This is a genomic window from Massilia luteola (assembly GCF_034420155.1).
Taxonomy (GTDB): domain Bacteria; phylum Pseudomonadota; class Gammaproteobacteria; order Burkholderiales; family Burkholderiaceae_D; genus Telluria; species Telluria luteola.
Map to the genome: position 1 here is coordinate 110,495 of NZ_JAXOFN010000012.1, position 22,188 is coordinate 132,682.

Sequence of the window (22,188 nt, forward strand, 5' to 3'; positions counted from 1 at the left end):
AGAGGGCGACCACATGGACCAGATCACCGAGGATAAAGCACCCGCCGTCTCGAACAAGCGCCGCCAGTTGCTGAAAGCCGGTGCGGTCGGCGGCGGCAGCCTGCTGTTCGGCTTTTCGCTGTTCGGTTGCCACAAGCTGGTGCCGGGCGAGGCGCCGTCCGGCGACCGCAAGGAACCGCCATCCGAAAAGGCCGTCGGCCAGGCCTCGACCGCGATGACCAACGAGCCGCCGGGCCTCGCGCACGACGCCTTCATCCGCATCGACCGCGACGGTATCGTCACCCTCATCATCCACAAGGTCGAGATGGGCCAGGGCACGTTCACGTCGCTGCCGATGCTGCTGGCCGAGGAACTCGGCGCCGATCTCTCGAAAGTGAAACTGGAGCAGGCGCCCGCCAACAATTCGCTGTACGCCGACGCGCTGCTGGGCGGCCAGGTGACGGGCGGCTCGACGTCGATCCGGTCCACATATAAACCGCTGCGCGAGGCCGGAGCCAAGGTCCGCACGGTGCTCGTGCAGGCGGCGGCGAAGAACTGGAACGTGGCGCCGGGCGACCTGAAAGTCGTGGCCGGGACGATCCGGCACGAGGCGTCGAACCGGTCCGTCCATTTCGGCGAGGTCGTGGACGCGGCGTCGCAACTGAAGTTTCCGGCCGAGGTCAAGCTCAAGGATGCGTCCACGTTCGCACTGGTCGGCAAGCCCGTGAAGCGTCTCGACTCGCCGGCGAAGGTCAACGGATCCGCGCAATTCGGCATCGACGCGCGCCTGCCGAACATGGGGATCGCCGCGGTGGCGGCGTCGCCCGTCCTGGGGGGCAAGGTGACGGCGGTCGACGAGCAGAAGGCGATGGCGGTGAAAGGCGTGCGCCAGGTGCTGCGCATCGAAGGCGCCGTGGCCGTCGTGGCCGACCACTTCTGGGCCGCGAAACAGGGCCTGGCGGCCGCCGCGCCGCGCTTCGACGACGGCGCCAACGCCAACGTCAGCCTGGCCGGCATCGTCGCCGACATGATGAAGGTGTCGCAGAACGCGGGCGCCGTCGCCACGGACAAGGGCGACGCGCTGAAGGCGCTGGACGCCGGTCCGGGCCGCCGCATCGACGTCGTCTACGAAGTCCCGTTCCTGGCGCATGCGACGATGGAGCCGATGAACTGCACGGTCGACCTGAAGCCGGACGGCTGCGACATCTGGGTCGGCACGCAGGTGCCCGCGCTGGCGCAGGGCGCGGCGGCGAAGCTCACCGGGCTGCCGGTCGACAAGGTCCGCGTGCACAACCACTATATCGGGGGCGGCTTCGGGCGCCGGCTCGAAGTCGACAACGTGATCCAGGCCGTGGAATTCGCCAAGCTGGCCAAGGGCCCCATCAAGATCATCTGGACCCGCGAGGAAGACATCCAGCACGATATGTACCGCCCGTACTACGTCGACCGCATGTCCGCGCGCATCGACGACAAGGGCATGCCCGTGGCCTGGTTCCACCGCGTGACGGGATCGTCGATCATGGCGCGCTTCGCCCCGGCCATGGTCAAGAACGGCGTCGACCCGGACGCGGTGGAAGCGGCGGCCGACCTGCAGTATTCGATTCCGGCCATCCGCGTGGAATACGTGCGCCACGAACCGCCCGGTCTCGCGACGGCGTTCTGGCGCGGCGTCGGCCCCACGCACAACGTGTTCGTCGTCGAGAGCTTCATCGACGAGCTGGCGTATGCGAGCAAGACCGACCCCGTCGCGTTCCGCCGCGCGCTGCTGCAGAAATCGCCGCGCACCCTGGCGGTCCTGAACCTGGCTGCCGCGAAGGCGGGATGGGGCAAGCCGCTGAAACCGGTCGCGGGGCGCAAGCTGGGGCGGGGCGTGTCCACGCAGTTCGCGTTCGGCAGCTATCTGGCGCAGGTGGCGGAAGTGTCGGTGGGGCCGGACGGCGACGTGCGCGTGCACCGCGTCGTGTGCGCCGTGGACTGCGGCCAGAACGTCAACCCGGACACCATCGTCGCGCAGATGGAAGGCGGCATCGTGTTCGGCGCCAGCGCGGCGCTGTGGGACGAGGTGACGGTCGAGAAGGGGCGCGTGCAGCAGACGAACTTCTCCGACTACCGCGTGATGCGCATGCCGGAGTCGCCGATCGTGGAAGTCTATATCGTAAACAGCCACGACGATCCGGGCGGCATCGGCGAGCCGGGGACGGCGGGGATTGCGCCGGCGCTGGCGAATGCGGTGTTCGCGGCGACCGGCAAGCGGGTGCGCAAGTTGCCGATCGGGGAGCAGCTCAAGAAGGCCTGAAAACCGTCGTTCCCGCGCAGGCGGGAACCCAATTTACTCGACCTGCCCGCAAACTTGGATCCCCGCCTGCGCGGGGACGACGATTATTCGTTCTCGGCGTACGGATGTGGATACTTGAGTCCCCGCCTCCGCAGGGACGACGATTATTCGTTCTCCGCGTACGGATCGGGATACCCGAGCACTTCCATGATGTCGCGCTCGAGCTGTTCCATCTCTTCCGCTTCCTCGTCCGTCTCGTGGTCGAAGCCCTGCGCGTGCAGCACGCCGTGCACGACGAGGTGCGCCGCGTGTTCCTCGACCGTCTTCTTCTGCTCGTCCGCTTCGCGCTGCAGCACGTCCGTGCATAGGACGATGTCGGCCTGCGTCGGTTCGTCGTCGGCGAGTTCCGCGCCCTCGTTGTAGGCGAAGGTGAGCACGTTGGTGGCGTAGTCCTTGCCGCGGTAGTCGCGGTTCAGGGTCTGGCCTTCTTGCGCGTCGACGAAGCGGATCGCCAGTTCGGCCGGGCCGAGGAGGGACACCTGCACCCAGCGCTCGACCATCGCGGGCGTGATGGCCGCTTCCAGGCGCGTGTCGGGGTACTGGACGTCCAGTTCGAGGTTATGCTTTTTTGCGGACATGGCGGGTAGCGGCTGGTTTATTCAAAGTGCCCGGGAGTGCGCCGAGTTCCTGCACCGACGCGGCCTTCTCGTAGGCGTCGACGATGCGGGCCACCATCGGATGGCGTACGACGTCGGCGCTGGAGAACTGGGTGAAGGCGATGCCGCGCACGTCCTTCAGCACGTGCATGGCGTCGACGAGGCCGCTGCGCTGCGTTTTGTGCAGGTCGACCTGGGTGACGTCGCCCGTGACGACGGCCTTGCTGCCGAAGCCGATCCGGGTCAGGAACATCTTCATCTGTTCGGCCGTCGTGTTCTGCGCTTCGTCCAGGATCACGAACGCGTGGTTCAACGTGCGCCCGCGCATGAACGCGAGCGGGGCGATCTCGATCACCTGCTTTTCGAACAGCTTCTGCGTGCGGTCGAAGCCGAGCAGGTCGTACAGCGCGTCGTACAGCGGGCGCAGATACGGGTCGACCTTTTGCGCGAAGTCGCCGGGAAGGAAGCCCAGGCGCTCGCCCGCTTCCACGGCCGGACGCGTCAGGATGATGCGCTTGACGGCGTCGCGTTCGAGGGCGTCGACGGCGCAGGCGACGGCGAGATAGGTCTTGCCGGTGCCGGCCGGGCCGATGCCGAAGCTGATGTCGTGTTCGAGCACGGCTTTCAGATACTGGATCTGGTGCGGCGTGCGGCCGCGCAGGTCGTGGCGGCGCGTCTTGAGCATCGGGCTGACCAGGTCCCCGTCGTCGGCCGCGCCAGCGCCCTTGTCGGCTTCCTCGGTGACCGCGGCGCCGGGTTCCTTCGGCGGCGGCGGCGCGTCGAGGTCCGCGGACTTGGGCTTCAGGCCGGCGCGCTGTTCGACGAGTGCCAGTTGCACCTCCTCGATCGGCACGACCTTGTCGGCGACGGCATAGAAGCGCTCGAGCAGTTCGACGGCACGCTGTGCATTGGTGCCGCTGACGATGAAGCGTTCGCCGCGCCGGAAGATGGTCACGTCGAGGGCGGCCGAGATCTGGCGCAGGTTCTCGTCGAGCGGTCCGCAGAGGTGGGCGAGCCGCGTGTTATCGAGCGGCTCGGGGGTGAAGTACGAAGGCTGGGTGGGCGTTTTCAACTGGCTTTGGCAATCGTATCAATGCTGGCGACCAGGTCGCCGCGCAGGGTGTAATCGAGGCTCTCGGTGATGCGCACGTCGACCAGCTGGCCGACGAGCGCGTCGCTGCCGGCGGCGCCCGGGAAGAAGTTGACGACGCGGTTGTTCTCGGTGCGTCCCTGGAGCTCGCCGCCGCCCTTCTTGGACGGACCTTCGACCAGGATGCGCTGCACGCTGCCGACCATGCCCGCGCTGGTCTTGCGCGTATTGGCGTCGATCTGCGCCTGCAGGCGCTGCAGGCGCGCCAGCTTGACCTCGTGCGGGGTATCGTCTTCGAGGTTGGCGGCCGGCGTGCCGGGGCGCTTGCTGAAGATGAAGCTGAAGCTGTTGTCGAAGCCGACGTCTTCCACGAGCTTCATCATCGCCTCGAAATCGGCGTCCGTCTCGCCCGGGAAGCCGACGATGAAGTCGGACGAGACCGAGATATCCGGACGCACCGCCTTGATGCGGCGGATGATCGATTTGTATTCCAGGCCCGTGTAGCCGCGCTTCATCGCCTGCAGGATACGGTCGGAACCGTGCTGCACGGGCAGGTACAGGTGGTTGACCAGCTGCGGGATCTTCGCGTACGCGTCGATCAGGCGCTGGGTGAATTCCTTGGGGTGGCTGGTGACGAAGCGCAGGCGCTCGATGCCGGGGATCTCGGCCACATATTCCAGCAGCAGGGCGAAGTCGGCGATCTCGGCGCCGGCCGTACCGCCCGGCTCCATCGCGCCGCGGTAGGCATTCACGTTCTGCCCCAGCAGCATGATTTCCTTGACGCCCTGCGCGGCCAGGCCGGCGACTTCCGTCAGCACGTCCTCGAAGCGGCGCGAGACTTCCTCGCCGCGGGTGTAGGGCACGACGCAGTAGCTGCAATATTTGCTGCAGCCTTCCATGATCGAGACGTAGGCGATGGGCCCCTCGACCTTGGCCGGCGGCAGGTGGTCGAACTTCTCGATTTCCGGGAAGCTGATGTCGACCTGCGCCGCGCCCGTGTGGCGGCGCATCTGGATCATCTGCGGCAGGCGGTGCAGCGTCTGCGGGCCGAACACCATGTCCACGTGCGGCGCGCGCTTGACGATGGCCTCACCTTCCTGCGACGCGACGCAGCCGCCCACGCCGATGATCAGGTCGGGCTTGGACCGTTTGAGTTCCTTGAGGCGGCCGAGGTCGGAAAACACTTTTTCCTGCGCCTTTTCGCGCACGGAGCAGGTGTTGAACAGGATCACGTCGGCGTCGTCCGGCGTGTCGGTGCGTACGAGCCCGTCGGACGCGCCCAGCACGTCCGCCATCTTGTCCGAGTCGTACTCGTTCATTTGGCAACCGAAGGTCTTGATGAATACTTTTTTCTGCATGGAATGCTTCTGAGTGATGCTTTGACAAGTGGACGTCCAGTTTACCGTAAATCGGAATACGGGCCGGAAAACCGGGTGCGTGCGGTCCCTGCGCGCCGGCGTTATGTACTCCGCGGAATTGGAACTTTCCGCATATAAAGTTCTGTACAGTCGGTTACATTGTTAAATCTTGTATTTTCCTTGCCAGCTGTTATCTTTAAAGTTGCAAACGCGACTCGAATAAGTTTCTCGTTGTAAATCAAGTAGTTCGTGTAGCTCGGCAATTGCAAAATTAGTCCAAAAAAACACTTGCGTGCGCCACAATTCGTCACCATGTGCTGAAATGACTATGTGACAAGCTTTCCACCGGTTAGCTTGATTTCGGCCAATGAATTTTGTGCTCAGGTCGAGTGTGAACCCGGCATATGAGTTTGATAATTTGTCCGAAAAACAAGTGCATGTGGGAAGCGGGGAGTGCAAAAAACCGCAGCGGCGGCCGCAGTTCCGGTCGCGGCGCCCGGACAGGGTTCCGACGCTGCATTGGTTTTCGCGCTTCCCGCCAAGGGAGCGCACGCGGTCCGGTAACGTTGCCGGCATATCAGGCAGGCGCCTGGTCAGTCGATAGCGCGATCCGGGAACTTATGTTGACGAAACTTAGTCATTACACACGGTTCGTAAAAGAACTATTTTAACCATTCACGAGGTCATCATGGCACATCATGCTTTGTCATCCCAGGAAAGCTACAACCCCAACCACTTGCTGGACATTCTGCTCGGCAAAATGCAGTTGAAGAACGATGCAGCGCTGTCGCGCATGCTGGAAGTCGCTCCTCCGGTGATCAGCAAGATCCGTCACCACCGCCTGCCGGTCGGCGCATCGCTGCTGATCCGCATGCACGAAGTGACCGGCATGAGCATCCGCGATCTGCGTGACCTGATGGGCGACCGTCGCACCAAATACCGTCTGTCGGACGCTCAAGGCCGCCCGAAGCCTGAGGAAAAAGCTGCACAGCAAGCTGCTCAGCAGGCCGCACAACAGCAACAAGGTCAGCCGCAAGCGCAATCGGCTCAATCGCAATCGAACGACGCTTCGCCATCGTCCAAGCCGTCGGGTAACTATGCGCACTGAGGCTGCGGGCGTGACAGCCGGTCCTGTCATGCCTGCGGCCAGACCCGGCCGCGAAGCTTGCCTTCGCTGCCGTCACCACTGCCGGCCATCCTGGGCTTGAACAGCGTGTCTCAAGCCATCAGGATGGTCGACATCTCGCCGAACTGCAATTCCGTCTCCCGGAAAAGGTGCAAATAGGCTTCCTCATTCAATCCCATCGCATCCCAGGCCACGTTGGACACGCGCGGCACCAGTTCGTCGTCTTCACCGGCGAGATCGAGTGCGTGCACGATGGCGTTGGCCACGTGCACGATTGCCGCCAGGAACCCCGCACCGTGGGTGTCGGGCGTGTGGTGACAGGCGATGACCTGGCGTATGGTGCTCGAGAAATTCCAGTGGTCGGCCAGCGCCACCCCCGCGTCGACGTGGTCGATGCCGAGTACGGCCCGTTCCGCCTCCTGCCAGTCGCCGCCATGCTGCCCATGCCAGGCCACGACCTGGTCGTAGGCGTCCGGATGGCCCGTCACCAGCACGAGCCGGCCGATGTCGTGCAGTAAGCCAGCAGTAAAGGCAATGTCCTGATTGAAGCGCATCCGGCGCGCCAGCGCGCGTGCACACGCGGCCGTGGCGATCGAATGGCGCCAGAACGCCTTGTCATGAAATCCGGCACACCGCCCGCTCGGAAAGCAACCCGTGATGGCGGCCGCCGTGATCAGGTTGCGCGTGGTCTGGAAGCCGAGAAAGGTAATGGCTTGCTGGATCGTCGTGACCTTGACCTGCAGGCCGTAGGACGACGAATTGGCCAAGCGCAAGGTCTTGGCCGTCAATGCCTGGTCATACGACACTTTTTTCGCCAGCACCGAAATGTCGATGTCTTCCTGCTCTATGCTGCTGAGCAACTCCATCACGACGGCGGGCAGCGACGGCAGGTCTTGCACGCCGGCCGCCAGTTGTTCGGGCGTCAGGCGGTTCATGCTGTCACCTCGCGCTGCAGCCGGTAATCTTCGACGTAGCGGCGCAGGATGCCGGTGGCCCAGTCGCCGAGGTCGTCGCGGTCGTGTCGGCGGAACACGTGATCGAGCCGCGCCTGGACCGCTTCCGGATCGATCGGCGGCGGTGCCGCGACGGCCTGCACGATCGGCAGCATGTCGATGCCGTGGCGTCCCAGCGAGCCAAGCATGGATTCCGTCAGGACGACGCCCTGCGCCAGCAATACATTTCCCTTGCCGTCGCGTACGACGTCGGACAACACCATGCCCGGACGGGTCTCGGCCAGCGGCGTGAGCTGGAAAGGACCGCTCATGCTTCCCTCTTTCGTTTTTTGCAATGTATTGATATTACCATCGGGTAAGGCGCGTGTGAGCGGCCGGTGGGCCGGGTGTTGTAAGGCGGTCGCGCGCCGCCTTAATGCTGTCTTAATCCGGGCGGGGTACGATGGCCGGATGACCAGAAAACGCTACATTGCTCTTTTGAGAGGCGTGAATGTCGGGCGGGCGAAACGTATTGCCATGGCCGACCTGCGCAAACTGATCGCGGATCTCGGCTACGACGACGTGCGTAGCCTGCTGAACAGCGGGAACGTCGTGTTCACCGGTCCGGCCCGGGCGCATGAGGCGGTGGCGGCCGGGATCGAGGACGCGCTCGTGCTCAAGCTCGGCGTGGCCTCCCGCACCCTCGTACTCGGTTGCGACGAACTGGACGGGATCATGTCGTCCAATCCCTTGCTGGAGCTGGCGACCGACCATTCGCGTCTGCTGACCTTCATCCTCGCGGCCCCCCATCCGCGCGACGCCATCGAAGCCTTGTGCGGCCAGGATTGGCATCCGGGCGCGGTGGCGCTGGGCGAGCGGGCCGCTTATGTATGGTGCCCCGGCGGCATCCTCGACAGCACGGCCGCCGCGGCGCTGGGCAAGCAGTTGGGCGATGCAACGACGGCGCGCAATTGGGCCACGTTGAGCAAATTGCATGCGCTGTGCCAGGAATTGCCGGTCTGATTGGTATCGGATTAGACGGCGCCAAATAAAAGGCCTTGAAATCGGGCAATCCGTTTCCATATGTTTTTCTTGATGCCGACGCGTCTGGCCTTTCCCAAAGGCATTGCTGGAAAAGAAAACGGCGCCTCGCGGCGCCGTGATGGGTGAATCGTCAAGATGTCGCGCCACCCAACTGTGGCGCACTTTCCGCGTCTTGCGGAATAGTCCAGGCTTGAACGCGTTCCCCGCTGTTATTCCCCTATTTAAATTTCTCACTGCTGTCGCGGCTGGCCCGATAACCGATCAGGATCAGGCCGACCAGCATCATGGCAAACACTTCCGGTTCCGGAAGTTCGGACATCGAAGGGGACGGTGGTACCACCACTTCGTTGCGACTTACCGTCGACAGGTCGGCCACGCCCCGGATGCGGGTGACGGCGTGACTGTTGTCGAGGTCAATGGCGGCGGCCTGGGCGGCGCCGCCCATCAAGAGACTGAGCGTTGCGGCGAGTGCGTATCGTTTCACGGTCATTCCTTATCAATGCATTGTCTGACAATGGCTGACGTCATCCGCGCGACCGTTGGCGGCGTCATGCGGATGATCCCAGCATAGCAAAAATGCGCCGTGCATTGCGTCCGTTACGTGCGGTTAAAGCATGATAATCAGATGGCAAAGTTAATTATTTTTAAATAAAACAAATGCAATTAATTAATCGGCTGGCTATTGAGAAAAAGCCAAGTATGAAATGGTTTATTGCGATTTATTTATGAGATATGTGGGATGGACAATGAAATGCGATATCAAATTGATCACCCGTGTTGCGATTCAAAATTTTTTCCGCGCACGGTATACACGTCGCTTTTCTTTGCGAGTATAGTCTCCATATCCCCATTGCCTTCGGGCATCAAAACAATATCAAACGCACACGTTTGAATACCCCGCGGTCCCCGCACCGCCGCCTTTCGCGTCCACTCGGCACTTCGGAAGGCATGCAATATCCGCAGTATCACGCACCTTCGACTTTGTAGAGTATCGATATGCCCAATTTTGCCCGAATTCAAATTGCCTTTAAGAATGTTTATGTCCGGATCTTGACTGCCGTAATGCTCGGCGTGCTGACGGGCTGGGCAATCTACAAGGCCGATATCCCGCAGGATCCGTCTCCGGTCGTCTACTCGCAGAATATTTCCGAAATCACCCAACTGGTCGCCGAGAAGGACCGTCTCGACTACCTGCTGGTCGCGAAGCCGCTGTCCGATTCGCCGCGCTATATCTTCAAGTTCAAGGGCGCACCGCAACTGCACGTGGTGAAGGTGCCGAGCACGTCGCACCTGTCGCTGGAGCGCGAAGTGCTGCTCAAGAACGCGATCCCGTATTCCATCGCCAAGGACGAATACCTGGCGTCGCACAAGGCCGTCCTGCAGGACGAGGGCGAAGGCTTCGGCGCCGACGTGTTCGATTTCCTGAAGCGCCATGCGCTCGACATCACCGTGCTGGCCGTGATTTTGTACGCGATGAAATTCGGCATCCCGGGCACGGGCATGAGCAGCCAGCTGATCACGCCGGACAAGCTCAAGGGCAGCCTGGACGACCTGATCGGGATGGAAGACATCAAGCAGGAAGTGCTGCACCTGGAAGACATGATCCGCAACCGCGAGCTCTATAAAGAGCACAACATCGACAAGCCGTTCAACGTCATGCTGACGGGGCCGGCCGGCACGGGCAAGACGAAGCTGGTGGGCTACCTGGCCAAGCGCCTCGACATCCCGCTGATCCAGGCATCCGGTTCGGCGCTGGAGTCGGGCTATGTCGGCGGCGGTTCGAAGGCGTTGAACGCCCTGTACCGCAAGGCATCGGGCAAGGGCCGCTGCATCATCTTCCTGGATGAAGCGCAAAGCCTGTTCATGCCGCGCGGCCGCAGCGAAAAGAAATGGGAAGACGACACGGCCAACACCCTGCTGGGCCTGCTGGACGGCGTCAAGAGCGACAAGGGCGCGGGCGTGATCTGGGTCGTGGCGTCGAATTTCGACGATGCGTCGTCGGAGATGGACGAGGCGATGCTGCGCCGTTTCTCCGTGAAGATCAATTTCCGCCTGCCGAACAAGGCCGAACGCCGCGAATTGCTGAAGAGCTTCCTGTCGCGCAAGAAGGAAGGCCTGGTGGATTGGAACGACGTCGACCTGGACCAGGTCGCGGAAATGACCCAGAACCTGAGCCCGGCGCTGCTGGAAACCGTGGTCGAGCGCGCGTCGATGATCTCGATCCAGGAAAAGGCGATCATCAACACCGACCTGCTGTTCCGCGCCTACGAGCGTGCCACGATCGGCCTGACGGACCGCGCCACGACGGCCGAGAAGCACAAGCAGCGCGAGCGCATCGCCGTGCACGAACTGGGTCACTTCTTCATGCAGATCGATCCGTTCCTGCGCGCCGGCATGAGCCTGGCCGAGGTCAAGGAAAAGTCGCATCTGCTGAAGATCAGCACGGAAGCGGTGTCCAAGATCGGTGCGCTGGGCTATGTGCTGCAATCCGGTGACGACATGTCGCTGCGCACGCTGGAGGAGCTTGAGCGCGACGTGATCGGCCTGTACGGCGGCGTGGCGGCGGAAGAACTGTTTTATGGCGCACGCGGCATCTCGGTGGGCAGCCAGAACGACATCGAAAAGATCACGAAGATGCTGAACCTGATGGTCGGCCGCCTGTCGATGTATTCGCGCGCCAAGATCGACTACAGCCAGCTTTCCAACGACGCCTCCGGCGAGCACCTGCTGCGCCAGGTGGAAGAGAAATCGGACGAGCTGTACAACTACACGCTGGACGCGATCCGCGACTACGAGGACGTGATCGTGTCGATCAAGGACACGCTGCTGGACCAGTACGTGCTGTCCAAGGACGCCGTGTTCGAGCTGCTGGCACAGCACCAGGACGCATTGATGGCGGGCCTGAACGCGCCGCGCCACGCCAGCCTCAAGCTGTGCGCCGAGGAGGCGGTGGCCTGAAGGCTGCGGGCAACGTAACGATTGGTGGTTGTTTGATGGTCTTGAGTTGAACTCAAGTTAATGCGGCGGACAGCGATGTCCGCCGTTTTTTTATTTGGGGCGCTGCACGGCGCGGATCTTGCCGCTGCCGCCCCCGCCGCAGAAGAAGCGGTCCACGCCGTCGGATTCGAGGCCGGACACCATCGCGCCGGCCGGCATCTCGACGCTTTGCAGCAGGGCGCCCGTGCGCGGATCGACCTGGCGCAGATCGCTCCGGTCGTTTTCCCAGGTGGCGTGCCACAGTTCGCCATTCAACCACGTCACGCCGGTGACGAAGCGCTTCGATTCGATCGTATTCAGGATCGCCCCGGTCTCCGGATCGATGCGGTGGATCTTGCGCGCGCGGTGCTGGCCGATCCACAGCGAGCCCTCGGCCCAGGTGAGGCCGGCGCCGCCGTCTTCCGGCGTCGGGATGGTCGACAGCACCGCGCCCGTGTCCGGATCGATCTTCTGGATGCGGTTGTCCGCGATCTGATACAGGTAGCGGCCGTCGAAGGCCGTGCCCGCGTGGGCCTGGACATCGAGGGCGCGCTGCAGCCGGCCGCTGTCGGGGTCGACCGCGTTCAGGTGGTCGCCGGATGCGAACCAGAGCTGCCTGCCGTCGAAGGAGACGCCGTGCACGCCGGGCTTGTCGTCGAAGGGTCCGTATTCGCGGACGATGTGGGCGGGTGTCGTTTTCATACGTTCATTTTATGGAGCGCCCAGCGCGGTCGGGAGTAACAAGTTTGTCGCGAAACCGGGCAGGGGCAGCATCGCCCAGCGGCGCGCGCGGCCCTGGCCGAATCCCTGGATCCTGCCGGCGGCCGCCAGCGTTTCCAGCGAACGCTGAACGGTGCGCTGGCTGGTTCCCAATGCCAGCGCGAGCGCGGAGCTGGACCACGCCTCGCCGTCCGCCAGCAATGCCAGCACCGGCGCGTGGTCGTCGTCAACGGGGCGCACGAGCACGGCGACCTCGTGGCCATCGCGCGCAACCAGCTGGAAGCCGCGCGGCGTCGCGCGCACGCCCGCGGCGCCGCGCAACACGGTGCGCAGGCGGCCCACCTCGACGCGCAGGCGGGCGCGGTCGGTCTCGTCGGGATGGCGGATGCGGAAGGCGGCCAGGATCAGCGTCTCGCGCGGCGCATCCTGCGGCCAGGCCTCGGCCAGCGTGCGCACCAGCGCGAACAGGACCGGGCGCCGGGCCAGCGGAATCTCCGTGCCGAGGTGGTGCACGGCATGCAGGCAGCCATTGACCACCAGCGCGGTGGACGACATCAACCGCTCCACCTCGTCGAGCAGCACGTCCCGGTGCCCATCCGGCGTGACGCGCCTGGCCGCCGGCGCGTCGAGCAGGCGCGTGGCCAGGCCGATCTCGGCGCCCAGTGCGGCGATACCGGCGGCGCGCGTGTGGGCGTGGGCGCGGACGAGCGCCGCGCGCGCCGCGTGCGCGCGCATGCGGCGCATCGCGATGCCGGCCGCGGTCAGCTCGTGCGCGGCACGCAGGGCGGGCGGCATGTGGGCCGGGTCCAGCGCGTCCAGGCGCCGTTCGGCTTCGTCGAGGCGGCCCAGCAGCAGCAGGCGGCGGATCTCCAGGTAGCGGGCGTGCGCCGCGTTGGCGTGGTCGCCGTGCGCTTCCAGCGTGCGGCCCGCGTCGCCGAGCAGCGTGGCACAGGCGCCGAGATCGCGCACGGCGAGGGCGATCTCGGCCTCGGCGAGCCGGCAGCGCGCGCGCGCGACGGCTTCCTTCGCACCGAAGGCGCGGGCGGCGCGGCGCACCAGCAGGCGGGCGCGCGCGAGGTCGCCCAGCTGCGCCATCGCGATGCCGCGCAATGCCAGCGCGGGCGCGTCGTCACGCAAGGCGACGCGATCCAGCGCGCCGAGCGCGTCGCCGCGCGCCAGCGCGAGGGCGGCCGCCGTGATCATCGAGTCCATCGGAATCGCGCCAAACTTGTCACTCCCGTCGTGTGCCGTGCCGTCCCTAATATAGCACCGCAACTTCAACCAACAGGAGAAAGACGATGACCATGCACCAGACGGGAACCCGGGACGAATGGCTGGCCGCGCGGCTGCGGCTGTGGGAAGCGGAGCGCGAGCTCACGCACCGCAGCGACGAACTGGCGCGCCAGCGGCAGGCCTTGCCCTGGGTCCGCATCGACAAGGACTACCGGTTCGATACCGAGACCGGCAGCGCGGCACTGGCCGACCTGTTCCAGGGCCGCTCGCAACTGCTTGTCTACCACTTCATGTTCGGTGTCGACTACACGGCGGGCTGTCCATCCTGCTCGGCGATCGCCGATGGCTTCGAAGGCATCGCCACGCACCTGGCCAACCACGACGTGATGCTGACGGCGGTGTCGCGCGCACCGCAGGCCAGATTGCGCGCATATAAGGCGCGCATGGGATGGACGTTCCCGTGGGCGACGGCGCACCAGGACGGCGGCGCGGACTTCAACGCCGACTTCAACGTCTGGTTCAACGAGACGCAGCAGCGCGAAGGCGGCATCGAGTACAACTACCGCCGCGAGCCGCCGATGCGCACGTCCACCAGCACCGACTGGACGATGCGGGACAGCGCCGGTCCAGCCCAGCTGCAGGCCGCGGCGACCGGCACCGACCTCGCCACCTACACGCGCGACCGGCCCGGCCTGAGCGCATTCGTGCTGGAGGACGGCGTCGTGTATCACACGTATTCGACATATTCGCGCGGCCTCGACGGACTGTGGGGCATGTTCCAATGGCTGGACCGCGCACCCAGGGGCCGCAACGAGGACGGCGTCTGGTGGCGGCGGCACGACGAGTATCCCGTGCGATGACGGGGGAAATACCGATGCCCGGCGGGTGGACCATGTCGACGATCTGGCTGCCGATGTGCGGACAGTCGTGGCTTGGCGCCGCGGCCGGCTTTACCCGGATGTGGGCATCGATGATGGTGCCGATGATGCTGCCGCTCGCCGTGCCGGCCCTGCGGCGCTATCGGACCGCGCTGGACGGGGCGGGCGGGTGGCGGCCGTTGCTGCTCACGCTGACGGCCGGATTGGCGTGGGCCGCGGCCTGGACGGCCTCGGGCCTGCCGCTGTATGTGATCGGCGCGGCCGTGGCGCGGGCGCTGCCGGGCATGCCCGCGGTGGCGCGGATGGTGCCCATGCTGGCGGCGGCGGCCGGTGTGGCGGGCGTGGGCTGGCATGTGGCGTCATGGCGTCGCCGTCCTTTGCAACCGCCCGCCGCGGCGTCCGCGCCGCCCGTCTTCGCCGCCGCGCTGCGGCAGGGCGCGCGCCTGGGCGGGCATTGTGTACGGCGCTGCGCGGGCCTGAGCGTCGCGCTGCTGGCCGCCGGCATCATGGAGCGAAGCACGATGGTCTGCGCGATCGCCGTCGTGGCCGCGGAATCAGTGTGCCTGCGCGAGCGCTAACCCGTCCAGCACGTGGTGCGCCATGCTGCGCGCCAGTTCGTGTTCGCCGACGAGCACCGTGCCGCCCGTCTCTGCGCGCAGCAGGCGCGCCTCTTCCTCGTTGTGCGTACGCACGACGCAGCGGATGGCGGGGTTCAGGGCCTTGGCCGTGTCGACCATGGCGCGCACGTGGAAGGTGTCCGGCGTCGCGATCACGAGCATGGCGGCGCGCGCGATGTGGGCCTGGATCAGCACCGCCGCATCGGCCGCGTTGCCCGCGACGGCCGGCTGGTCGCGCCGGCGCAGGTCTTCGACGATGTCGCGGTTCTGTTCGGCCACGACGTAGTACACGCCCCGGCGGTCCAGTTCCTGCGCGATGCGCTTGCCCACGCGGCCGTAGCCGACCAGGACGACCTGGCCCGTCAGGCGCTCGTGCGCGACCGTCGTCGGCAGCTCGGCCAGCGGATCGGGCGAGCGCGCCATCCTGCGCGCGCGTTCGGCGTCCGGGCGCAGCCAGTTCTGCAAGGGGCCGACCAGCTTGAACATCAGCGGGTTCACGGCGATCGAGATGATGGCGCCGGCGAGGATCAGGTTCTGGCCCATCGCCGGCAGCAGGCCGAGCGAGATGCCGAGGGCGGCCAGGATGAACGAGAATTCGCCGATCTGCGCGAGGCTCGCGGACACCGTGATCGCCGTATTGAGCGGGTAGCGCAGCGCCAGCACCAGGATGAAGGCGGCCAGCGATTTGCCGACGATGATGATGGCGACGACGCCCAGCACTTCCAGCGGGCTCTCGACCAGCACGCGCGGGTCGAACAGCATGCCGACGGAGACGAAGAACAGGACCGAGAACGCGTCGCGCAACGGCAGCGTCTCTTGCGCCGCGCGGTGGCTCAGCTCCGACTCGCGCAGCACCATGCCGGCGAAGAAGGCGCCGAGCGCGAACGACACGCCGAACAGGTGCGACGAACCGTAGGCGATGCCGACGGCGGCCGCGATCACGGCCAGCGTGAACAGCTCGCGCGAGCCGGTCCTGGCCACGCGCCACAGGAACCACGGGAACAGCTTGCGGCCCACCAGCAGCATGAAGGCGATGAAGGCGCCGACCTGCAGCAGCGTCTTCCCGAGCGACAGCCACAGCGAACCGCCGCTGTCGCCCTTGCCGCCCAGCGGTCCGGCCAGCGCGGGCAGCAGCACGAGCACGAGCACTGTCACGAGGTCTTCCACGACGAGCCAGCCGACGGCGATGCGGCCATTGAAGGAATCGAGCTCGCCGCGATCTTCCAGCGCGCGCAGCAGCACCACCGTGCTCGCGACGGACAGCGCGAGGCCGAACACGAGGCCGGCCCCGAGGTCCCAGCCCCACAGATGCGTGAGGCCGATGCCGAGCAGGGTCGCCACCGCGATCTGCAGCACGGCGCCGGGCAGGGCGATGCCTTTCACTTCGAGCAGGTCGTCCAGCGAGAAATGCAGCCCGACGCCGAACATCAGCAGCATCACCCCGATCTCCGCCAGCTGCGACGCCAGGTGCACATCGGCGACGAAGCCGGGCGTGGCGGGACCGATGACGACGCCGGCGGCGAGATAGCCGACCAGGGCCGGCAGGCGCAGGCGCACGGCGAGCATGCCGAACAGCAGGCCGAGACCGAGGGCGGCGGCGATGGTGGTGATCAGGCTGATGTCGTGCTGCATCTGGAGTCCTTTGTCGTCAACCGGCGTAGGTGGGCGGAGGGCCGCCCGCCCTACGTAAGCCGGTCCAGTATAAGCGACGAGACGATTACGGCACGGTCGCCAGATTCAACAGTGCCTTGCGCACCGCCGCCCGCACGGCCATGAACTGCTCGCGGCGCGATTCGCGGTCCAGGCGGAACAGCATCAGCCCTTCGATCTGCGCCACCATCAGGATCGCCCGCTGCATGTATTCCTCGTCCGGGATGGCCGGATTCAGGCCGCGGATCAGGTTGTAGACGGTCTTGCGTTCGCGCCCGAGCATGCGGTCCATCAGGTTGGAGGCGAATGCGTTGCGCGACGCCAGCGCCCAGATCTCGAAGAACAGCGCGTGCGTGACTGGATCCGTGATCTCTTCCAGGAACATGTCCGTCGTTGACAGGAACCGGTCGAGGCGCGGGCGGTCGCTCATCTCGGCCGAGATGCGGTCCATCTTCGCCTGGAACTCGTCCATCGTGGACAGCAGGACGGCCTCCAGCAGCACTTCCTTGCTGCCGTAATAATGCTGGACGTTCGACAGGGTCATGCCCGCCTCGCCCGCCACCCGCCGCATCGACAGCCCGGCATAGCCGTCCGCGGCCAGCAGCCGGCGCGCGGCCTGCAGGATCGCGTGCACGCGTTCCCAGCCTTTCTCGGTCGTGACGGAGGATTTGTTGCGCAGGGTCTGGTCGAGCGTCGGGTTCATGGCCGGGATTATCGCACGGCATGCTTTCAAAACCAGTACGACTGACCTATAATCTTCCGGCAGGTTATCTGACCTGGTCTGCATACCATCACAGAGCACAGCTCGAGGAGACGACGATGAGCCGCAAAGTCCATGTCACGGGCGTCGGGATGATCCCGTTCGCCAAGCCGGGCGCGAGCGCCCCGTACCACGAGATGGGCGCCATGGCCGCGCGCGCCGCGCTGGAAGACGCGGGCATCGCGTGGGACGACGTCGAGCAGGCCTATTGCGGCTACGTCTACGGCGATTCCACCTGCGGCCAGAAGGCGTTGTACGGCGTCGGCATGACCGGCATCCCCATCGTCAACGTCAACAACAACTGCTCCACCGGCTCCACGGCGCTCTATCTTGCACGCCAGGCCGTGCAGGGCGGGGCGGCCGACTGCGTGCTCGTGCTGGGCTTCGAGCAGATGAGCCCCGGCGCGCTGGCGTCCGTTTTCACGGATCGTCCCGCGCCGTTCGACGACTTCGACGCCGTCACCGACCGCCTCGTCGGCAAGCCGGAGATCCCGCTGGCGCTGCGCTACTTCGGCGGCGCCGGCCTCGCGCACATGGAAAAATACGGCACGCCTTTGGCCGCTTTCGCACGCATCCGCGCCAAGGCCAGCCGCCATGCCGTCAACAATCCGCTGGCGCTGTTCCGCAAGGAAGTCAGCGTGCAGGACGTGCTCGACGCCCCCGCGATCTGGCCCGGCGTGATGACCCGCCTGATGGCGTGCCCGCCCACGTGCGGCGCCGCCGCGGCCGTGCTTGTGTCCGAGGGCTTCGCGAAAAAACACGGCTTGCGCGCCGACGTCCACATCGCCGCGCAGGCGATGACGACGGACCGTCCCGGCACGTTCGATTCGAACGACATGATGCGCCTCGTCGGCTACGACATGAGCCGGGACGCGGCCCATAACGTCTACGAGCAGGCCGGCATCGGGCCGGACGACCTGGACGTCGTCGAGTTGCACGACTGCTTCGCGCACAATGAATTGATCACCTACGAGGCGCTCGGCCTGTGCCCGGAAGGCGGGGCCGACAAATTCATCCGCGACGGCGACAACACGTACGGCGGCAAGGTCGTCACGAATCCGTCCGGCGGCCTGCTGTCGAAGGGCCACCCGCTCGGCGCGACGGGGCTGGCCCAATGCTTCGAACTGACGCACCAGCTGCGCGGCAGCGCCGGCGCGCGCCAGGTCGAGGGCGCGCGCACGGCCTTGCAGCACAACCTGGGACTGGGCGGCGCCTGCGTCGTCACGCTGTATCAAGTGTGAGGAGGCGGCCATGACATCACCCTGGATGACGCCCGAACTGGAAACCTTCCGCGATGCCGTGCGCCGCTTCGTCGCCGCCGAGGTCGTGCAGCACCAGCAGCGCTGGCGCGAACAGCAGCACGTCGACCGCGCGCTGTGGCGCAAGGCCGGCGAACTCGGCCTGCTGCTGGCCGACGTCCCCGACGATTTCGGCGGCTCGGGCGGCACGTTCGCCCACCAGGCCGTCGTGTTCGAGGAGCTGGCGCTGGCCGGCGACACCGCGTTCGGCCTGCACGTGCACGCGATCGTCGCGCACTACCTGCTGAACCACGGCACCGAAGAGCAGAAGTACAAATACCTGCCGCGCCTCGCGAGCGGCGAGATCGTCGCGGCCATCGCGATGTCCGAGCCGGACGCCGGATCGGACCTCAAGGGCATCCGCACGACGGCCGTCCGCACCGACCTGGGCTACCGCCTGAACGGTTCCAAGACCTTTATTTCGAACGGCTACCTGGCCGACCTGATCGTCGTCGTCGCCAAGACCGATCCGGCCGCGGGTGCGAAAGGCGTCTCGCTGATGCTGCTCGAGACGGCCGACAATCCGGGCTTTCGCGTCGGCCGCATCCTCGACAAGATGGGGCAGAAGGGGCAGGACACCTGCGAGCTGTTCTTCGACGATGCCTTCGTCCCGCTCTCGGGCGTGCTGGGCGGCGAGGACGGCCGCGGCTTCGCCCAGCTGATGACGGAGCTGCCATACGAACGCACGATCGTCGGCGTGGCGGGCGTCGCCTGCATCGAGCGCGCGCTGGCGCTCACGGTCACGCACGCGCGCGAGCGCCGCGCATTCGGCCAGGCCCTCATCGACATGCAGAACACGCGCTTCGTGCTGGCCGAGTGCAAGACCGAGGCGACGGTGGCGCGCGTATTCATCGACCGCTGCATCGAGGACCTCGTCGCCGGCCGCATGGACACCGTACAAGCGTCGATGGCGAAGTACTGGATCACGGACCTGCAATGCAAGATCGTCGACCGCTGCCTGCAGCTGTTCGGCGGCTACGGCTACATGCTCGAATACCCCATCACGCAGATGTACCTGGACGCGCGCGTGCAGCGCATCTACGGCGGGGCGAACGAGATCATGAAAGAAATCATCGCCCGCTCGCTGTGATGACGACCGGACCTTTGCAGGGCCTGCGCGTGATCGAGATGGTCGGCATCGGCCCGTGCCCGTTCGCCGCGATGATGCTGGCCGACATGGGCGCGGACGTGATCCGCATCGACCGCAAGCCCGATGTGAACCGTGCCTCGGCCGCGCCGGATCCGTACCCGATGCTGGGCACGAAACACGACGTGATGGCGCGCGGCCGCCGTGCGCTGGCGCTGGACCTGAAGCAGCCGCGCGCGCGCCAGCTGCTGCTCGACCTCGTGGCGCAGGCCGATGCGCTCGTCGAAGGCTTCCGCCCCGGCGTGATGGAGCGGCTGGGACTGGGGCCGGACGTGTGCCACGACCGCAACCCGAAGCTCGTGTACGGCCGCGTCACCGGCTGGGGCCAGCACGGGCCGCTCGCGCAGGCGGCCGGGCACGACCTGAACTACGTGGCGCTGTCCGGCATGCTGCATGCGATGGGCGATGCCGACCGTCCGCCGCCGCCGCCGCTGAATCTCGTCGGCGACTTCGGCGGCGGCGGCATGATGCTGGCGTTCGGCGTCGTCTGCGCGATGCTGGAAGCGCGCACGTCCGGCCGCGGCCAGGTCGTCGATGCGGCGATGACGGACGGCGCCGCGCTGCTGGGCGCCATGATGTACGGCCTGCGCGCGCACGGTTCGTGGTCGGCGCAGCGGGGCGCGAACCTGCTGGACGGCGGCGCGCCGTTCTACGCCACGTATGCCTGCGCGGATGGCAGGTTCATCGCCGTGGGCGCCATCGAGCCGCAGTTCTATGCGCGGCTGCTGGTGCTGGCGGGCGCCGACGACCCCGCGTTCGCGCGCCAGTGGCGGCAGGACGACTGGCCGGCGCTGAAGGACAAATTCGCGGCGCTGTTCGCCACGCGCACGCGCGACGCCTGGTGCGCGCTGCTGGAGGGCACGGACGCCTGCTTCGCGCCCGTGCTCGACATGGACGAGGCGCCGCGCCACCCGCACAACGCGGCGCGCGCAACCTTCGTCGACGTCGACGGCGTGACCCAGCCGGCGCCGGCGCCGCGTTTCTCGCGCACGCCGGGGCAGGCTGGGCCGGTCGCCGCACCGGACGGGGCGGCCGCCCTGGCCGACTGGGGCTGGGCGCCGGACGCCATCGCCGCGCTGCGGCGCGACAATATCGTCTAGGCTGGGCTACGATGGCGGCATGGAGACCATGCTGCACAAGGAGCGCGAGCTGCGCCAGTCCAAGCGCCTGGCGCTGGGCTTTTTCGCCGGGGCCGCCGCGCTGTTCGCCGTGTCGCTGGGCTTGACCGCCCGCTGGCCGGGCAACGTGTGGATCGGCCTGCTGAAGGCGTTTGCCGAAGCCGCGATGGTCGGCGCGCTGGCCGACTGGTTCGCCGTCGTCGCGCTGTTCAGGCGCATTCCGATCCCGTTCGTGTCGCGCCACACGGAGATCATCCCCGCCAACAAGGAACGCATCGCAGACAACCTCGCCGCGTTCGTGCGCGAAAAATTCCTCGACACGGATTCCATCGTGCGCCTGATCCAGCACCACGACCCGGCGCAGAAGGTCGCGGACTGGCTCACGAAGCCGGAGAACACGGCACGCCTGGGCGACACCCTCGTGCGCATCGCCGGCTTCGCGCTCGACGTCATCGAGGACGCGGCCGTGCAGAACTTCATGCGCCGCGCGGTGCACGGCATGATAGGCGGCGTCGACCTGTCGCAGACGGCGGGCACGATCCTGGAAAGCCTGACGCGCGACGGCCGCCACCAGGCGATCCTCGACGAGGGGATCGACCAGCTCGCGCACCTGCTGGCGAACGAGGAGACGCAGGCCTTCGTCGCGCGGGGCATCGTCGACTGGCTGCGCGACGAGTACGCGTTCATGGAAAAGATGCTGCCGTCGGAACTCATCGGGCGCAAGGGGGCGGACGTCGCCGTGCGGCTCGCGGCCGGCATCCTCAGGCGCGTGAGCGAAGACCCGGACCATCCGCTGCGCCGGCGCTTCGACGTGTTCACGCACGACTTCATCGAGCGCCTGAAAACCGATCCGGCCTTCATCGAGAAGGGCGAGGACATCAAGCGCCACCTGATCGGCGACGCCACCGTGAACGGCTACATCGGTTCGCTGTGGGGCGACCTGAAAGGCTGGATCAAGGCCGACCTGCACCAGGCCGACTCGGTGCTGCGCAGCCGCATCGTCGCCACCGGCGCCTGGATCGGACGCACGCTGGCCGAGGACGAGGTCCTGCGCACCGCGCTGAACGAGAACCTGGAACTGGCCGCGCGCGGCGCGGCGCCCGAATTCGCGGGCTTCCTGACGCGCCACATCGCCGACACGGTGAAACACTGGGACAGCGGCGAGATGTCGCACCAGGTCGAGATCAACATCGGCAAGGACCTGCAATACATCCGCATCAACGGCACCATCGTGGGCGGCTTGATCGGCGTCGTGCTGTACCTGCTGTCCGCGCTGCCGCTCTGGCTCGCCCACGCGGATCGGCTGGGGTAAGATGGCGGCACGGCCGCAC

19 protein-coding genes and 1 pseudogene are annotated in these 22,188 nt (G+C 66.2%); 10 read left to right on the forward strand and 10 right to left on the reverse strand.

Going from position 1 to position 22,188, the window contains the following annotated elements; all coding sequences use genetic code 11:
- Positions 1-13 precede the first annotated feature (13 nt).
- Positions 14-2,275: a xanthine dehydrogenase family protein molybdopterin-binding subunit gene (locus U9J41_RS14260; protein WP_322402857.1), complete on the forward strand. Its 2,262-nt coding sequence runs from the start codon at positions 14-16 to the stop codon at positions 2,273-2,275.
- Between the two features lie 143 nt (positions 2,276-2,418).
- Here U9J41_RS14260 and ybeY read toward each other — a convergent pair whose 3' ends face one another.
- Genes ybeY through miaB form a run of 3 tightly spaced genes read right to left on the reverse strand, consistent with a single transcriptional unit; the run spans position 2,419 to position 5,358 of the window.
- On the reverse strand, positions 2,419-2,892 hold the full coding sequence (gene ybeY / locus U9J41_RS14265) for an rRNA maturation RNase YbeY (protein ID WP_322402858.1): 474 nt from the start codon (positions 2,890-2,892) through the stop codon (positions 2,419-2,421).
- On the reverse strand, positions 2,873-3,982 hold the full coding sequence (locus U9J41_RS14270; protein ID WP_322402859.1) for a PhoH family protein: 1,110 nt from the start codon (positions 3,980-3,982) through the stop codon (positions 2,873-2,875). The genes ybeY and U9J41_RS14270 overlap by 20 nt, the downstream gene beginning before the upstream one ends.
- On the reverse strand, positions 3,979-5,358 hold the full coding sequence (miaB, locus tag U9J41_RS14275) for a tRNA (N6-isopentenyl adenosine(37)-C2)-methylthiotransferase MiaB (RefSeq protein ID WP_322402860.1): 1,380 nt from the start codon (positions 5,356-5,358) through the stop codon (positions 3,979-3,981). Before miaB ends, U9J41_RS14270 begins: the two co-directional genes overlap by 4 nt.
- A gap of 688 nt (positions 5,359-6,046) precedes the next feature.
- Here miaB and U9J41_RS14280 point away from each other — a divergent pair.
- Positions 6,047-6,358: pseudogene (locus tag U9J41_RS14280) on the forward strand (hypothetical protein); the annotation flags it as partial.
- A 218-nt stretch (positions 6,359-6,576) separates the two neighbouring features.
- On the opposite strand, the gene U9J41_RS14285 reads toward U9J41_RS14280, so the two are convergent.
- Both U9J41_RS14285 and U9J41_RS14290 read right to left on the reverse strand, forming a co-directional pair.
- Positions 6,577-7,419 (reverse strand): HDOD domain-containing protein, encoded by an 843-nt coding sequence (locus U9J41_RS14285; RefSeq protein WP_322402861.1) that lies wholly within the window; start codon positions 7,417-7,419, stop codon positions 6,577-6,579.
- Complete coding sequence (locus U9J41_RS14290) at positions 7,416-7,748, reverse strand: hypothetical protein (protein WP_322402862.1); 333 nt, start codon at positions 7,746-7,748, stop codon at positions 7,416-7,418. The genes U9J41_RS14285 and U9J41_RS14290 overlap by 4 nt, the downstream gene beginning before the upstream one ends.
- A gap of 139 nt (positions 7,749-7,887) precedes the next feature.
- Here U9J41_RS14290 and U9J41_RS14295 point away from each other — a divergent pair, with 139 nt between their 5' ends.
- Complete coding sequence (locus tag U9J41_RS14295) at positions 7,888-8,439, forward strand: DUF1697 domain-containing protein (RefSeq protein WP_322402863.1); 552 nt, start codon at positions 7,888-7,890, stop codon at positions 8,437-8,439.
- Positions 8,440-8,677: 238 nt separating this feature from the next.
- Here U9J41_RS14295 and U9J41_RS14300 read toward each other — a convergent pair whose 3' ends face one another.
- Complete coding sequence (locus U9J41_RS14300; protein WP_322402864.1) at positions 8,678-8,944, reverse strand: hypothetical protein; 267 nt, start codon at positions 8,942-8,944, stop codon at positions 8,678-8,680.
- 512 nt (positions 8,945-9,456) lie between these two features.
- Here U9J41_RS14300 and U9J41_RS14305 point away from each other — a divergent pair.
- Entirely contained in the window at positions 9,457-11,418 is a 1,962-nt protein-coding gene (locus U9J41_RS14305) for an AAA family ATPase (RefSeq protein ID WP_322402865.1), read from the forward strand.
- Positions 11,419-11,508: 90 nt separating this feature from the next.
- Here the strand turns inward: U9J41_RS14305 and U9J41_RS14310 are convergent, their stop codons facing one another.
- Together U9J41_RS14310 and U9J41_RS14315 are read right to left on the reverse strand one after the other, a co-directional pair.
- Positions 11,509-12,138 carry a Vgb family protein gene (locus tag U9J41_RS14310; RefSeq protein WP_322402866.1) on the reverse strand — a complete coding sequence of 210 codons (630 nt, stop codon included), beginning with the start codon at positions 12,136-12,138 and terminating at the stop codon, positions 11,509-11,511.
- A gap of 9 nt (positions 12,139-12,147) precedes the next feature.
- Positions 12,148-13,368 (reverse strand): helix-turn-helix domain-containing protein, encoded by a 1,221-nt coding sequence (locus tag U9J41_RS14315; protein WP_322402867.1) that lies wholly within the window; start codon positions 13,366-13,368, stop codon positions 12,148-12,150.
- Between the two features lie 86 nt (positions 13,369-13,454).
- On the opposite strand from U9J41_RS14315, the gene U9J41_RS14320 reads away from it, so the two are divergent.
- On the forward strand, positions 13,455-14,249 hold the full coding sequence (locus tag U9J41_RS14320) for a DUF899 domain-containing protein (protein ID WP_322402868.1): 795 nt from the start codon (positions 13,455-13,457) through the stop codon (positions 14,247-14,249).
- Positions 14,246-14,845: a copper chaperone gene (locus U9J41_RS14325; RefSeq protein ID WP_322402869.1), complete on the forward strand. Its 600-nt coding sequence runs from the start codon at positions 14,246-14,248 to the stop codon at positions 14,843-14,845. Before U9J41_RS14320 ends, U9J41_RS14325 begins: the two co-directional genes overlap by 4 nt.
- On the opposite strand, the gene U9J41_RS14330 is transcribed toward U9J41_RS14325, so the two are convergent.
- Together U9J41_RS14330 and U9J41_RS14335 are read right to left on the reverse strand one after the other, a co-directional pair.
- A complete protein-coding gene (locus U9J41_RS14330) occupies positions 14,822-16,516 on the reverse strand; it encodes a cation:proton antiporter domain-containing protein (RefSeq protein ID WP_322402870.1) in 1,695 nt (564 codons plus the stop codon). The genes U9J41_RS14325 and U9J41_RS14330 overlap by 24 nt on opposite strands.
- 85 nt (positions 16,517-16,601) lie before the next feature.
- Complete coding sequence (locus tag U9J41_RS14335; protein ID WP_322402871.1) at positions 16,602-17,237, reverse strand: TetR/AcrR family transcriptional regulator; 636 nt, start codon at positions 17,235-17,237, stop codon at positions 16,602-16,604.
- Between the two features lie 116 nt (positions 17,238-17,353).
- On the opposite strand from U9J41_RS14335, the gene U9J41_RS14340 reads away from it, so the two are divergent.
- From U9J41_RS14340 to U9J41_RS14355, 4 genes are read left to right on the forward strand one after another with little or no spacing between them, the layout of a single operon-like run.
- Complete coding sequence (locus U9J41_RS14340; RefSeq protein ID WP_322402872.1) at positions 17,354-18,535, forward strand: lipid-transfer protein; 1,182 nt, start codon at positions 17,354-17,356, stop codon at positions 18,533-18,535.
- Positions 18,536-18,545: 10 nt separating this feature from the next.
- A complete protein-coding gene (locus U9J41_RS14345; RefSeq protein ID WP_322402873.1) occupies positions 18,546-19,682 on the forward strand; it encodes an acyl-CoA dehydrogenase family protein in 1,137 nt (378 codons plus the stop codon).
- The gene (locus U9J41_RS14350; protein ID WP_322402874.1) at positions 19,682-20,839 is read left to right on the forward strand and encodes a CaiB/BaiF CoA transferase family protein; all 1,158 of its coding nucleotides are present in this window, start codon (positions 19,682-19,684) and stop codon (positions 20,837-20,839) included. Before U9J41_RS14345 ends, U9J41_RS14350 begins: the two co-directional genes overlap by 1 nt.
- 28 nt (positions 20,840-20,867) lie before the next feature.
- Complete coding sequence (locus U9J41_RS14355; RefSeq protein WP_425260469.1) at positions 20,868-22,169, forward strand: DUF445 domain-containing protein; 1,302 nt, start codon at positions 20,868-20,870, stop codon at positions 22,167-22,169.
- The last annotated feature ends 19 nt before the right edge of the window (positions 22,170-22,188 follow it).

Bases quoted from the DNA above. Each gene is read 5' to 3' on its own strand.
- U9J41_RS14355 (WP_425260469.1), top strand. From the start codon at position 20,868: ATGCTGCACAAGGAGCGCGAGCTGCGCCAGTCCAAGCGCCTGGCGCTG.
- U9J41_RS14345 (WP_322402873.1), top strand. From the start codon at position 18,546: ATGACATCACCCTGGATGACGCCCGAACTGGAAACCTTCCGCGATGCC.
- U9J41_RS14295 (WP_322402863.1), top strand. From the start codon at position 7,888: ATGACCAGAAAACGCTACATTGCTCTTTTGAGAGGCGTGAATGTCGGG.
- U9J41_RS14335 (WP_322402871.1), bottom strand. From the start codon at position 17,237: ATGAACCCGACGCTCGACCAGACCCTGCGCAACAAATCCTCCGTCACG.
- U9J41_RS14350 (WP_322402874.1), top strand. From the start codon at position 19,682: ATGACGACCGGACCTTTGCAGGGCCTGCGCGTGATCGAGATGGTCGGC.
- U9J41_RS14290 (WP_322402862.1), bottom strand. From the start codon at position 7,748: ATGAGCGGTCCTTTCCAGCTCACGCCGCTGGCCGAGACCCGTCCGGGC.
- U9J41_RS14340 (WP_322402872.1), top strand. From the start codon at position 17,354: ATGAGCCGCAAAGTCCATGTCACGGGCGTCGGGATGATCCCGTTCGCC.
- U9J41_RS14315 (WP_322402867.1), bottom strand. From the start codon at position 13,368: ATGGACTCGATGATCACGGCGGCCGCCCTCGCGCTGGCGCGCGGCGAC.
- U9J41_RS14310 (WP_322402866.1), bottom strand. From the start codon at position 12,138: ATGAAAACGACACCCGCCCACATCGTCCGCGAATACGGACCCTTCGAC.
- U9J41_RS14325 (WP_322402869.1), top strand. From the start codon at position 14,246: ATGACGGGGGAAATACCGATGCCCGGCGGGTGGACCATGTCGACGATC.
- U9J41_RS14285 (WP_322402861.1), bottom strand. From the start codon at position 7,419: ATGAACCGCCTGACGCCCGAACAACTGGCGGCCGGCGTGCAAGACCTG.
- ybeY (WP_322402858.1), bottom strand. From the start codon at position 2,892: ATGTCCGCAAAAAAGCATAACCTCGAACTGGACGTCCAGTACCCCGAC.
- U9J41_RS14330 (WP_322402870.1), bottom strand. From the start codon at position 16,516: ATGCAGCACGACATCAGCCTGATCACCACCATCGCCGCCGCCCTCGGT.
- U9J41_RS14260 (WP_322402857.1), top strand. From the start codon at position 14: ATGGACCAGATCACCGAGGATAAAGCACCCGCCGTCTCGAACAAGCGC.
- U9J41_RS14305 (WP_322402865.1), top strand. From the start codon at position 9,457: ATGCCCAATTTTGCCCGAATTCAAATTGCCTTTAAGAATGTTTATGTC.
- miaB (WP_322402860.1), bottom strand. From the start codon at position 5,358: ATGCAGAAAAAAGTATTCATCAAGACCTTCGGTTGCCAAATGAACGAG.
- U9J41_RS14320 (WP_322402868.1), top strand. From the start codon at position 13,455: ATGACCATGCACCAGACGGGAACCCGGGACGAATGGCTGGCCGCGCGG.